Below are 12,185 nucleotides of genomic sequence, written 5' to 3' on the forward strand. Positions count from 1 at the left end.
GTCACGTCGCGCCCTCGTGGGGTGAGAACCCCCTCCCTTCGGGGGAGAGTGGAGGGTGCGGGGACCAGGAGTCCAGAGACATTCGAGCGAAATTTCGTTCGTTTTCCTGTCTTGTTAAATTGCTCCCGGGATGTAACCTTTGGTGGCGATTCGTCCTACCATCGGTGGTCTAGGCCATCTGATCTGTCTCTGCCAGCAGGGACACCACTGGTTACCGGTCAGTAGAGATGCGTTTTCTACGGCTAGCGACCAGGATGGAAGGCGACCCAGACCAGACATCAGTCATCCTCGGAAGGCGAGACCCAGTGGCTTCCGGACGCCAGCGATTCTCGATCATCAGCGACGGCCTACCCAGCCAGCTGCCTGATGTCGACCCCAGCGAGACCAACGAGTGGCTCGAGTCTCTCGACAACGTCGTCAAGACCGAAGGCCGCACCAGAGCCCGCTACCTCATGCTGCGCATGCTGGAGCGGGCCCGCGAGCACCAGGTCGGGGTGCCGGGTTTGCGGAGCACCGACTACATCAACACGATCCCGCCGGAGCGCGAGCCCTGGTTCCCCGGTGACGAGCACGTCGAGCGCCGCATCCGCGCCTACATCCGCTGGAACGCGGCCATCATGGTGTCCAGGGCCAACGCCCGCACCAACGTCGGCGGCCACATCGCCACCTACGCCTCCGCCGCCTCCCTCTACGAAGTGGGCTTCAACCACTTCTTCCGCGGCAAGGATCACGGCGAGTCGGGCGACCAGGTCTTCTTCCAGGGGCATGCCGCGCCGGGCATCTACGCCCGCGCCTTCCTCGAGGGCCGCCTCAACGAGGCCCAGCTCGACGCGTTCCGCCAGGAGCTGTCGCACGGCTTCCACGGCCTGCCCTCCTACCCCCACCCGCGCCTCATGCCGGACTTCTGGGAGTTCCCGACGGTCTCCATGGGTCTCGGCCCGATCGGCGCGATCTACCAGGCGCGGTTCAACCGCTATCTGCTCAACCGGCAGATCAAGGACACCAGCCGCAGCCACGTGTGGGCGTTCCTGGGCGACGGCGAGATGGACGAGCCCGAGTCGCTCGGCGCGATCGGCCTGGCGGCGCGCGAGGAGCTCGACAACCTCACGTTTGTGATCAACTGCAACCTGCAGCGGCTCGACGGTCCCGTACGCGGCAACGGCAAGATCATCCAGGAGCTGGAGTCGTACTTCCGCGGCGCCGGCTGGAACGTCATCAAGGTCGTGTGGGGCCGCGACTGGGACCCGCTGCTGGCGGCCGACGTCGACGGCGTGCTGGTCAACCAGATGAACACCACGCCCGACGGCCAGTTCCAGACCTACTCGGTCGAGTCCGGCGAGTACATCCGCGAGCACTTCTTCGCCGGTGACCCGCGCCTGCGCAAGATGGTCGAGCACCTGACCGACGACGACATCCGCAAGCTGTCGCGCGGCGGCCACGACTACCGCAAGGTCTACGCGGCGTTCAAGGCGGCCCGCGAGCACGTCGGCCAGCCGACCGTGATCCTCGCCCAGACCATCAAGGGCTGGACGCTGGGCAAGGACTTCGAGGCGCGCAACGCCACCCACCAGATGAAGAAGCTCACCAAGGCCGAGCTGAAGGAGTTCCGCGACCGGCTCTACCTGCCGATCCCGGACTCCGCGCTGGAGGGCGAGCTGCCCCCGTACTTCCACCCGGGCGAGAACGACCCCGAGATCCAGTACATGAAGGAGCGCCGCGCGGCGCTCGGCGGCGTGCTGCCCAAGCGCGTCATGCGCGCCAAGCCGGTCAAGCTGCCCGCCGACGAGGTCTACGGCGGCTTCGCCAAGGGCTCGGGCAAGCAGCAGGTCGCCACCACGATGGCGTTCGTACGGCTGCTCAAGGACCTCATGCGCGACAAGGAGATCGGCCACCGGTTCGTGCCGATCATCCCGGACGAGGCGCGCACGTTCGGTCTCGACGCCATGTTCCCGACGGCCAAGATCTACTCCCCGCACGGCCAGACGTACGAGGCCGTCGACAGGGAGCTGCTGCTGTCGTACAAGGAGGCCACGCAGGGCCAGATCCTGCACGAGGGCATCAGCGAGTCGGGCTCGATGGCCTCGGCCATCGCGGCGGGCTCCGCCTACGCCACGCACGGCGAGCACATGATCCCGATCTACATCTTCTACTCGATGTTCGGGTGGCAGCGCACCGGCGACCAGATGTGGCAGATGGGCGACCAGATGGGCCGCGGCTTCCTGCTCGGCGCCACCGCGGGCCGCACCACGCTCAACGGTGAGGGCCTGCAGCACGAGGACGGCCACACGCCGCTCATCGCCTCCACCAACCCGGCCGCGATCTCCTACGACCCGTCGTGGGCGTTCGAGGTGGCCCACATCGTCAAGGACGGCCTGCGGAGGATGTACGGCGACCAGCCGGAGGACGTCTTCTACTACCTGACCGTCTACAACGAGCCTTACCTGCAGCCCGCCCAGCCGGCCGACCTCGAAGTGCAGGGCCTGCTCAAGGGCCTGTACAAGTTCGCCGACGGGCCGCAGACCCAGGGGCCGAAGGCCAACATCCTGTCCTCCGGCGTGGCGGGCCCGTGGGCGATGGAGGCGCAGCGGCTGCTGGCCGAGGACTGGGGCGTATCGGCCACCGTGTGGTCGGCGACGTCGTGGTCCGAGCTGCGCCGCGACGCGCTGGCCTGCGAGGAGCACAACCTGCTCAACCCCGACACCGAGCAGCGCGTCCCGTACGTGACCCAGGCGCTCTCCCAGGCGCAGGGCCCGTTCGTGGGCGTCAGCGACTACATGAAGGCCGTGCAGGACCAGATCGCGCAGTGGGTGCCGGGTGACTGGTCCTCGCTGGGCACCGACGGGTTCGGCCTGTCCGACACCCGCTCGGCGCTGCGCCGCCACTTCCACGTCGACGCCGCCTCGATCACGCTGGCCGTGCTGACCAGCCTGGTCAAGCGGGGCGAGCTCGACGGCGAGGTGCTGCGCGAGGCGATCGCCCGCTACCACCTCAAGAACGGCGTCACCGAGGCGGGCGGCGCGGAGAGCAACGACACCCAATCGATGGGCGTCTGAGTCATCCAGGAGCGGCGCTCCCGCGAAGTACTTCTCGCGGGGGCGCCGTCATTTTCGCCGCCCGCGGCGTTCGGCCTGTGAGGCGGCACGTTCAGGAGGGGTACGTGCCGCCTCACCCAGGTATGGTGCGGCGTCACGTATTGTGGGCACTACTTCCCCCTGAGAGACGAGGGAGAAGTCTGTTTATGCGACGCGTCCTAGCCGCCCTGCTCATCCCGGTCGTCGCCGGTTGTTCCACCGTGCCGGCCGAGCCCGCCACGCAGTCGACGGCGGACACCGGCACGATCAGCTGGGGGCCGTGCACCGACATCAAGCGTCCCGGCGGTGAGTCACCGGCCAGCCAGGACAGTTCGGTACGGTGCGGGAAGCTGGCCGTTCCCCTGGACTACAACAAGCCCGACGGCGAGAAGCTGGACCTGGCGCTCATCAAGCTGTCCACCACCGGCAAGAACCGGCTGGGCTCGGTGGTCTTCAACTTCGGCGGTCCCGGCGCCTCCGGCGTCGACACGCTCGACCAGGCCGCCAAGGCGCTCACGGGGCTGCGCGCCCGATACGACCTGATCAGCTTCGACCCGCGCGGCGTGGAGCGCAGCTCCGGCGTGCGCTGCGGCGACACCGTGGAGATGGACAGGTTCACCGCGCTGGACACGCTGCCGTCCGACAGCCAGACCCACCAGGAGACCGCGGCGGCCAACAAGCAGTTCGCCGCTCTCTGCCAGCAGCACTCCGGCAAGATCCTCCCGTACATCGGCACCGTGAACGCCGCCCGCGACATGGACCGGATCCGCGACGCGGTCGGCGACTCCAAGCTCAACTACGTCGGCATGTCGTACGGCACGCAGCTCGGCGCCGTGTACGCCACCGAGTTCCCGAAGAAGGTCGGCCGCATGGTGCTCGACGCGCCGCTCGACCCGACGGTGACGTTCGAGCAGCGCACGCTGGTGCAGACGCGCGGGTTCCAGAAGGCGTACGAGAGCTTCCTGCGCTCGTGCGTCAAGAACAAGTGCGACATCGGCAAGGACCAGGAGACCGCCAACGCGAACGTGGACAAGCTGCTGAACCAGCTCACCACCCAGCCGCTGAAGGTCGGCACCCGCGAGCTCACCCAGGGCCTGGCCGCCACGGGCGTGGCGGCGGCGCTGTACTCGGAGCTGACCTGGCCCTTCCTGGAGCAGGCGCTCTCGGAGGCGATCAAGGGGCGCGGCGAGGCGCTGCTCTACCTGGCCGACTCCTACACCGGACGCTCCCAGGACGGCAAATACTCCACGCAGATGACCAGCTTCCCGGCCATCACCTGCGTGGACACCTCCGAGCGGCCCAGCGAGGCCGAGCTGCGCCGCACCGAGGCGGCCGCCATGAAGATCTCGCCGCTGTTCGGCAGCGAGGGGTCCGGCGGGCTGTGCCGGGTCTGGCCGGCCAAGGGCAGCGATCAGGCGCGGCACGTGAACGCCACCGGCTCGGCGCCGATCGTCGTGATCGGTGGCAAGGGCGACCCGGCCACGCCGTACGAGTGGGCGCCCAAGCTGACGGCCCAGCTCAAGACCGCCAGGCTGGTGACGTACGAGGGCGAGGGGCACGGCGCCTACCTGTCGGGCAGCAAGTGCGTGCTGGAGCTCGTGGACTCGTTCCTGATCGAGGGCAAGCTCCCGCAGAAGGGCGCGACCTGCCCGGCGGCCTAGGGTGGGGCCTGTGACATACGACTCGCTCATCGACGCCGAGACCGCCCGCCTGGCGGCCCTGGCCACGGACCTGTCCGTCCCGGTGCCCACGTGCCCGGGATGGACACTCGCCGAGCTGATCACGCACGTCGGCCAGACGCACCGCTGGGCGGTGCACGTGCTGCGCAACCAGGTCCAGGAGCGGATCTGGTCGCGCCAGGTGCCCAGCGGGCTGGCCGAGGGGCAGAGCGGCGACGCGGCCTGGCTGACCGCCGGGGCGGCCGAGCTGCTCGGTACGCTCGGCGACACCGACCCCACGCTGGCGGTGTGGACGTGGGGCCCGGACCGGCAGGCGTCGTGGTGGCCCCGCCGGATGCTCTTCGAGCTGGTGATCCACCGGGTCGACGCGGAGCTCGCGCTCGGCATCGACCCGGTCGTCCCGGCCGAGGTCGCGATCGACGGCATCGAGGAATTCCTGCACAACCTGCCGTACGCGACCTGGGTGACCCGGTCGCTGGCGGAGCTCGAGGCGGAGGGGGCCACGATCCACCTCCACGCGAACGACGCCGACGGCGAGTGGACCATCACCCAGGGCCCGGCCGGGACGGTCGACTGGGCGCGCGGGCACACCAAGGGCGACTGCGCCGTCCAGGGGACGGCCCAGGACCTGCTGCTCATGCTCTACGGTCGGCGCTCGCCCGAGGCGCTGACCGTGTACGGCGACGCCGACCTCCTCAAGCGCTGGCTGTCCAAGGCCGCCTTCTGACACGGGGGATGGGCCCTGGACGCGCCGCCGCTCGGCGATCGGCGGCGTGCCCAGGGCACGGGGTGAACCGCTCCTAGGAAGCGGCCCGTCCGTACGCCGGGGGTCTGCGGGGAAGGCGTTCTCCCCGGCCCTCGAACGGGTGATTCACCTGTGGGGGAAGCTCATCTGCGGTGGAAGACCCCGAAGACGCTCCCGGACGTGTCACGCAGGTAGGCGAAGTCGGTGCCGGCGCCGTCGTCGATCACCTTCGTGATCACCTTGCCGCCCAGCGACTCGCTCTTCGCGCAGGCCGCCTCGACGTCGGCCACCTGCACGTGGAAGATCGCGTGCGCCGGGAACTCGCCCTTGGTGTTGAACAGCCCGCCGCCGGGCTGCTCGCCGCCCGGACAGCCGATCATCCGGTAGTCGATCGGCCCCTCGCCGGCGCTGAACGTCCAGCCGAACAACCCACCGTAGAACGCCTGGGCGCCTTCGGGATCGTCGGTCGCGATCTCGAACCAGGTCACGGTGTTGTCCATCGTCGTCTCCTCGTCACTGAGCCTTTCTCGAACAAAGCAACGATCTAACGCTGTCGCGACAACCCTATGTCGGTGTTTTCGATTGACTAATCGAGCATGGCGGTGTCCACGATCATGTTGGGCACGTCGGCGGCGAAGCCTTCGAGCGGCCGGTCGGGGCTGCGCTCGGCGGTCACGGTCGCGGCGGCGATGCGATCGAGCCGGAAGACCCGCACGTCATCGCGTAACCGGCACCAGGCCACGAGATACCAGAACCCGCCCCGCCCGCCCAGGAACACCCCCGGCTCGACGTCCCGCGAGGTCAGCGCGCCCTTGGCGTCGGCGTATTCGAGCCTGAGCACGCGCCGCCGCAGCAGCGCCTCCTCGATGGCCCGGGAGATGCCCTCTCCCCCGAGCGGCCGGACCTCGGGGGAGCCGGGCGCCGGCGGGTGGTGGACGAGCTGCACGCGCCGCGCCAGCTCCCTGGCCAGATCGCCCTCGGAGCCCGGCATCGCGGCCACGACCTTGCGTAACGCGCTGCGGGCCTGCCGGCCGAACGGCTGGTCGCCGGCCTGGCTGAGCGCCACCGCGATGGCCACCGCCTCGGCCGGGGTGAAGTTGAGCGGGGGCAGGGACATCTTCTTGTCGATCGCGTAACCGCCCTTGCGGCCCGCCTCGGCGTAGATCGGCACCCCTGACTCCTGAAGGGCGGTGATGTCGCGCTCGATCGTGCGCACGCTCACCTCGAACCGCTTGGACAGCTCGCGGGCGGAGCGGCAGCGGGGCGCGATGGCGCGCAGGTCTTCGACGAGTGCGTAGAGCCGGTCGGTGCGATTCACAGCCGCGACGCTACGCGCCGCCACCGACAATCATGGTCCGCGCGCCGTCGCGGCCACCCGTGCCTCACCCCGCCGCCACGGGGGTCTCACCGCACCGGCCAGGCCGTGCCGCTCCCCGTGCGGATCGGGCGGAGGACGACCTGGCGGTAGGCCGCGCCCAGCGAGTGCCGTGCGGCTGTGAAGGCGCGGCCCGGGATCCGGCGCGGTCGTGGCCCAGCGCTCCTGGGTGTTGAGCTCGGCCGTGCAGCCGGAGGGGGCGGCGTGGGCGGCGGGGACGGCGCCCCGTCAATGCGCCTACCAGCGGTCGTGGACCTGCGGCCGGATCAGGTCGTCGTAGACGGCCTCGACCGCTTCGAGCGTGGCCGGCGGGAGCGGCGCGGACGACGCGGCGGCCGCGTTCGCGGTGGCCTGGGACACGTTGCGGGCGCCGGGGATCACCACCGACACGCCGGGCTGGTCGAGGATCCAGCGCAGCGCGAACTGGGCCATCGTCAGGCCCTCCGGCACCAGGGGAACCAGGCGGCGGACCGCCTCCAGGCCCGTGCGGAAGTCCACGCCCGAGAAGGTCTCGCCGACGTCGAACGCCTCTCCCTGCCGGTTGTAGGTGCGGTGGTCGTCCGCGCCGAAGGTCGTGTGCTCGTCGTACCGGCCGGACAGCAGGCCGCTGGCCAGCGGGACGCGGGCGATGATGCCCACCCCGGCGGCCCGGGCGGCGGGCAGGACCCGCTCCAGCGGCTTGAGCCGGAACGCGTTGAGGATGATCTGCACGGACGCCACCCCCGGCCGTGCGATCGCCGTCAGCGCCTCCTCGCACGTCTCCACGCTGACCCCGTACGCGGCGATCTTCTGCTCGGCCACCAGCGTGTCCAGGGCGTCGAACACGGCGTCCGTCGAGTACACCGGGGTCGGCGGGCAGTGGAGCTGGACCAGGTCGAGGGTGTCCACGCCGAGGTTCTGGCGCGAGCGCTCGTTCCAGACCCGGAAGTTGGACATCACGTAGTTGGCGGGGATCTGCTCCAGCCGGCGGCCCATCTTGGTCGCCACGGTCAGCTCCGGCCGCCCCTTGGCGAAGCGGCCGACGATCTGCTCGCTCCGGCCGTCGCCGTAGACGTCGGCCGTGTCGATGAAGGTGACCCCGGCGTCCACGGCGGCCCCCAGGGTGGCGAACGCCTCGTCCTCCGTCACCTGGCCCCAGTCGGCGCCGAGCTGCCACGCGCCGAGGCCGACTGTGCCCACCTGGCGTCCTGTTCGTCCCAACGTGCGTTGTTCCATGGGAACAGTCTCCCGGATGGGAACCGCGCTCCGCCCCGAGGGCCGGTCCCGCCGCCGGTCCGCTACCGGGGCTGGTAGCAGCAGCGCAGCCCCGTCTGCACCGTGGCGCGCAGTTCCTCCCCGATCGCCTGGTCCACCGCCGAGATCCGCGCCAGCGCCCGCCTGATCGCCTTGCCCACGGCGATCCTGGCCCGCTCCTCGCTCCCCGTGAACGGCCGCGCCCGACCGCCGATGCCCGTCGCCGCCGTCAGCTCCGCCACCAGCCACTCGCGCTCCAGCCGCAGCCCCGCCGCCCGCTCCAGGTCGTTCATCGACTCCAGCTCGTCGATCTCCGCCTCAAGCTGGCCCAGCCGCTGCCGGTAGGTGTCCCTGGCCTGGTCGTCCAGCACCGGCTGGGCCGACCTCCCCTCGGGCTCACGCGTCCACGACCCCGCGGCCAGGTCGACGGCGAGGATCTCCCGGCCCGGATTGGCGACCAGCGTGGCCAGGTGCCCCATCCCGACGCTGTGGTCGACGAGCGCGAGCCGCCCGCCCAGCTCCACCTGCCAGTGCCGCCCGTGCCTGCGGAAGCGGCAGCCGTCCTGCCCCGAGGCCGAGCGCCCGACCACGGACGGCAGCACCATGCCCAGCTCCCTGGCCTCCCGCGCGGCGGCGGCCTGCTCCCGGTTGGCCGCCTTGTCGTGCGTCCCGTCGCGCAGCGCCAGCGCCTGGCCCAGCCGCCACCTCGACAGCGCGGCGGCCGGCCAGTGCCCCAGGGCGAAGTTCCCCCGCACGGCCGCCCGCAGGTGCTCCACCGCCGTGGACAGGTCCCCGGTGGTGAGCGCGGCCATGCCCAGCGAGTGGTGCACGGAGCCGAAGCAGGCCACGCCCAGGCTGGCCACCACCGGCAGGTCCGCGAACGGGCGCAGCAGCGCGTACGCGCGGGCGGCCGTGTCCGGGTCCTGCAGCAGGTGGGCGGTCTCCACGACGCAGTACATCGAGAGCAGCCAGGTGCTCGACCCCGGCATCTCCTCCACGCGCAGCCTGGCCAGGTGCCCGGCCGCCGCGCGCCGGTCGCCCGCGACGGCCGCGGCCAGCGCCAGGCCCGCCAGGTACGAGTTGTCGATCGGGCTCAGCGTGGGCGAGCTGACCAGGTCCGTCAGGACGGGCAGCAGCTCGGCGGCCCGGCCCTGGAACCAGCGGATGGCACCGAGCTGGCCGCCGTACCAGCCGGTCGCGTCCATGTCGCCGGCGGTCACGCCGCGCTCGAAGCACTCGCCGGCCCGCTTCTCGGCCTCGGCGAAGCGGCCCGCGCGGATGGTCAGCATGACCTCGATGGCCTCGACCACGTACCCGACCGCGAGGTGGTCGTGGCCGGTCAGCAGGCCGCGCAGCTCCGCCAGGCCGCGCTCGGCGTGCGGGTCCGCGGCCAGGTAGAGGTCGACCGTCCGCCACAGCAGGCCCATCAGCAGGTCGCCCCTGCGCTCGGTGACGGCGGCCTGGCCGATCAGCTCGCTCGCCAGCTCCAGCCTGAGCGCCGCGTGCTCGGGGCCGAGCAGGCAGTGGTGCGCCAGGCTCAGCGCCTCGGCCAGCGCCGCCCCGTCGCCGGAGCCCCTGGTCTCGGCCAGCAGCTCCATGATCGTGGCGTGCCGGCCCGCGCGGTAGTCCTCCTCGCCGTGCAACCGCACGCGCAGCCGCAGGGCCGGCGAGGAGCGGGGGTCGATCAAGGACAGCGCGTGCCGCTGGCGGGCGCGTACCATCTCCGACTCCGCACATGTCCTGTGCTCGTGCACCCAGATCCCGCCCAGCCCCAGGGCCGCCCGCGCCAGCGACGACGGGTCGCCGCAGAGCTCGGCCAGCCGGTACGCCGAGTCGAACCAGCGCCGTGCGGTCTGCAGGTCGCCGTTCACGAACAGCGCCCGCTCGCCCAGCACGAGGGCCAGCTTGAGATCGGGGCACGAGGGCAGGAGTACCCCCGGTTGCTGCGCAACGCCCATCGGTTCCGCTCCCCTGTCCGATACCTTGCCTGAGCGTCTGCCACGGTCCCCGAATACCGTTCTGACAACTACGACGTTTGACACACTGGGCGGGTTCAATCGGAGAGGGCCATACGCTGGGTGCCATGATTCGCCCCGCGACACCCGCCGACGTGCCCGAAATCGTCAACATGATCCGTGAGCTCGCCGAGTACGAGAAGGCCGCGCACGAGGCGAGGGTCACCGAGGAGCAGCTGCACACCGCGCTCTTCTCCGACCGGCCCGCCGCGTTCGTCCACATCGCCGAGCACGACGGCGAGGTGGCCGGCTTCACGCTCTGGTTCCTGACGTTCTCGACGTGGCGGGGCGTGCACGGCATCTACATGGAGGACCTGTACGTCCGCCCCCAGCACCGGGGCGGCGGCCACGGGGTCTCGCTCATGAAGGAGCTGGCCGGGATCTGCGCCGAGCGCGGCTACCAGCGTTTCGAATGGTCGGTGCTCGACTGGAACGAGCCCAGCATCGGCTTCTACGACAAGCTCGGCGCGGTGCGCCAGGACGAGTGGCTGAAGTACCGGCTGACCGACGAGCCGCTGCGCCGCCTGGCCGACCGCCAGGACTGACCGCTCACGTATCGTGACAAGCCACGCATAAGATTACGGCTGATCGTCAGCCCGTATTACGAGCAGGTTTCCTCCGTGACGCATGTGCGTGGCTTGTTACGCCGGTGAATCACACGTAACGAACGCACAGCCACGGATCGTCAAAGTGCGTAACGCGCGCTTCCTACTTTGGAGTTCCCCCCGGACGCCGAACGTAGGAGAAAGTCGATGGCGCGCTGGATCGCCGAGTGGCACCCCGATGACTCAGCTTTCTGGGAGAGCTCAGGCAAGCGCGTCGCACGGCGCAACCTGATCTTCTCGATCGCCGCCGAGCACCTCGGCTTCACCGTGTGGACGCTGTGGAGCATCGTGGCCACCAAGATGGGGGTCTACAAGTTCTCCACGGACCAGCTCTTCTGGCTGGTCGCGCTGCCCAACCTGGTCGGCTCGGTGCTGCGCGTGCCCTACACGTTCGGCCCGGCCAAGTTCGGCGGGCGCAACTTCACCGTGGTGAGCGCGGCGCTGCTGCTCATCCCGGCCGTGCTGCTCGGCGTGGCGGTCGGGAACCCGGAGACGCCGTACTGGCTGTTCCTGGTGATCGCGGCGCTGGCCGGGGTCGGCGGGGGGAACTTCGCCTCCAGCATGGCCAACATCACCTACTTCTACCCCCGCCACAAGCAGGGGGTCGCCCTGGGGCTGAACGCCGCGGGCGGCAACATCGGCGTCAGCTCGGTCCAGCTCGTCATGCCGCTGGTGATCGGCTCGCTCGGGCTGGCCGCGGCCGGGTGGTTCTGGATCCCGTTCATCGTCGTGGCCGGCGCCTGCGCCTTCTTCTTCATGGACAACCTCACCAGCGCCAGGGCCAACCCGCGCGAGCAGCTCGCGGTGGCGGGCAAGGCCCAGACCTGGATCATGTCGTTCCTGTACATCGGGACCTTCGGCTCGTTCATCGGCTACTCCACGGCCTTCCCGCTGCTCAGCAAGAGCCTCTTCCCCGAGGCCCCGTTCGCCGCCGTGGCGTTCGTCGGGCCGCTGCTGGGCTCGCTGATCAGGCCGGTGGGCGGCTGGCTGGCCGACAGGCTCGGCGGCGCCCCCGTCACGCTGTGGAACTTCGCCGGGATGGGCGGCGGCGTGCTGCTCGTCTGGGCGGCCAGCACCTCCGGCAACTTCTGGATGTTCTTCCTGTCCTTCCAGCTCCTCTTCGTCACCGCCGGCATCGGGAACGGCTCCACGTACCGCATGATCCCGGCCATCTTCCAGGCCAAGGCCGTCGCCGAGCGCGGCGAGGGCGAGGAGTCCCTGCTGCACGGCAAGCGCCAGGCCTCGGCCGCCATCGGCATCATCTCGGCGGTGGGAGCGCTGGGCGGGTTCCTCATCAACCGGGCGTTCGGGATGTCGTTCGCCGCGGCCGGGACCCCGGCGCCCGCCTTCCTCGCCTTCGGCGCCTTTTACGTGTCCTGCTTCGCCCTGACCTGGTGGTGCTACACCCGCAAGGTCGGCGCCTCGGTCGTGGCCAGCCTCGCCTATGCCCGGGTCTGACCCG

Annotated in this window: 9 protein-coding genes; 5 read left to right on the top strand and 4 right to left on the bottom strand. The window is 70.4% G+C overall.

Annotated features, from left to right (window positions below):
* The first annotated feature begins 305 nt into the window (after nt 1–305).
* The 3 genes from aceE (at nt 306) to ACIHFD_RS00780 (ending at nt 5,477) form a co-directional block, all read left to right on the top strand.
* Entirely contained in the window at nt 306–3,053 is a 2,748-nt protein-coding gene (aceE, locus tag ACIHFD_RS00770; protein ID WP_397364989.1) for a pyruvate dehydrogenase (acetyl-transferring), homodimeric type, read from the top strand.
* A 185-nt stretch (nt 3,054–3,238) separates the two neighbouring features.
* On the top strand, nt 3,239–4,732 hold the full coding sequence (locus tag ACIHFD_RS00775; RefSeq protein WP_397364990.1) for an alpha/beta hydrolase: 1,494 nt from the start codon (nt 3,239–3,241) through the stop codon (nt 4,730–4,732).
* 10 nt (nt 4,733–4,742) lie between these two features.
* Nucleotides 4,743–5,477, top strand: coding sequence for a maleylpyruvate isomerase family mycothiol-dependent enzyme (locus ACIHFD_RS00780; protein WP_350723115.1), 735 nt, complete (start codon nt 4,743–4,745; stop codon nt 5,475–5,477).
* Between the two features lie 161 nt (nt 5,478–5,638).
* Here ACIHFD_RS00780 and ACIHFD_RS00785 read toward each other — a convergent pair whose 3' ends face one another.
* The 4 genes from ACIHFD_RS00785 to ACIHFD_RS00800 all read right to left on the bottom strand — a co-directional run bounded on the left by ACIHFD_RS00785 (nt 5,639) and on the right by ACIHFD_RS00800 (nt 10,061).
* Nucleotides 5,639–5,995, bottom strand: coding sequence for a VOC family protein (locus ACIHFD_RS00785; protein WP_397364991.1), 357 nt, complete (start codon nt 5,993–5,995; stop codon nt 5,639–5,641).
* 86 nt (nt 5,996–6,081) lie between these two features.
* Nucleotides 6,082–6,813, bottom strand: coding sequence for a helix-turn-helix transcriptional regulator (locus ACIHFD_RS00790; RefSeq protein WP_397364992.1), 732 nt, complete (start codon nt 6,811–6,813; stop codon nt 6,082–6,084).
* Nucleotides 6,814–7,107: 294 nt separating this feature from the next.
* Nucleotides 7,108–8,085 carry an aldo/keto reductase gene (locus ACIHFD_RS00795; protein ID WP_397364993.1) on the bottom strand — a complete coding sequence of 326 codons (978 nt, stop codon included), beginning with the start codon at nt 8,083–8,085 and terminating at the stop codon, nt 7,108–7,110.
* 62 nt (nt 8,086–8,147) lie between these two features.
* A complete protein-coding gene (locus tag ACIHFD_RS00800) occupies nt 8,148–10,061 on the bottom strand; it encodes a hypothetical protein (RefSeq protein WP_397364994.1) in 1,914 nt (637 codons plus the stop codon).
* A gap of 125 nt (nt 10,062–10,186) precedes the next feature.
* On the opposite strand from ACIHFD_RS00800, the gene ACIHFD_RS00805 reads away from it, so the two are divergent.
* Nucleotides 10,187–10,663: a GNAT family N-acetyltransferase gene (locus tag ACIHFD_RS00805; RefSeq protein ID WP_397364995.1), complete on the top strand. Its 477-nt coding sequence runs from the start codon at nt 10,187–10,189 to the stop codon at nt 10,661–10,663.
* A 207-nt stretch (nt 10,664–10,870) separates the two neighbouring features.
* Complete coding sequence (locus ACIHFD_RS00810) at nt 10,871–12,181, top strand: MFS transporter (RefSeq protein ID WP_397364996.1); 1,311 nt, start codon at nt 10,871–10,873, stop codon at nt 12,179–12,181.
* The last annotated feature ends 4 nt before the right edge of the window (nt 12,182–12,185 follow it).

The sequence above is a fragment of the Nonomuraea sp. NPDC051941 genome, assembly GCF_044593615.1.

Excerpts from the sequence above, each read along its gene's own strand:
- ACIHFD_RS00810 (WP_397364996.1), top strand. The coding sequence starts at position 10,871 with ATGGCGCGCTGGATCGCCGAGTGGCACCCCGATGACTCAGCTTTCTGG.
- ACIHFD_RS00805 (WP_397364995.1), top strand. The coding sequence starts at position 10,187 with ATGATTCGCCCCGCGACACCCGCCGACGTGCCCGAAATCGTCAACATG.
- ACIHFD_RS00795 (WP_397364993.1), bottom strand. The coding sequence starts at position 8,085 with ATGGAACAACGCACGTTGGGACGAACAGGACGCCAGGTGGGCACAGTC.
- ACIHFD_RS00785 (WP_397364991.1), bottom strand. The coding sequence starts at position 5,995 with ATGGACAACACCGTGACCTGGTTCGAGATCGCGACCGACGATCCCGAA.
- ACIHFD_RS00775 (WP_397364990.1), top strand. The coding sequence starts at position 3,239 with ATGCGACGCGTCCTAGCCGCCCTGCTCATCCCGGTCGTCGCCGGTTGT.
- ACIHFD_RS00800 (WP_397364994.1), bottom strand. The coding sequence starts at position 10,061 with ATGGGCGTTGCGCAGCAACCGGGGGTACTCCTGCCCTCGTGCCCCGAT.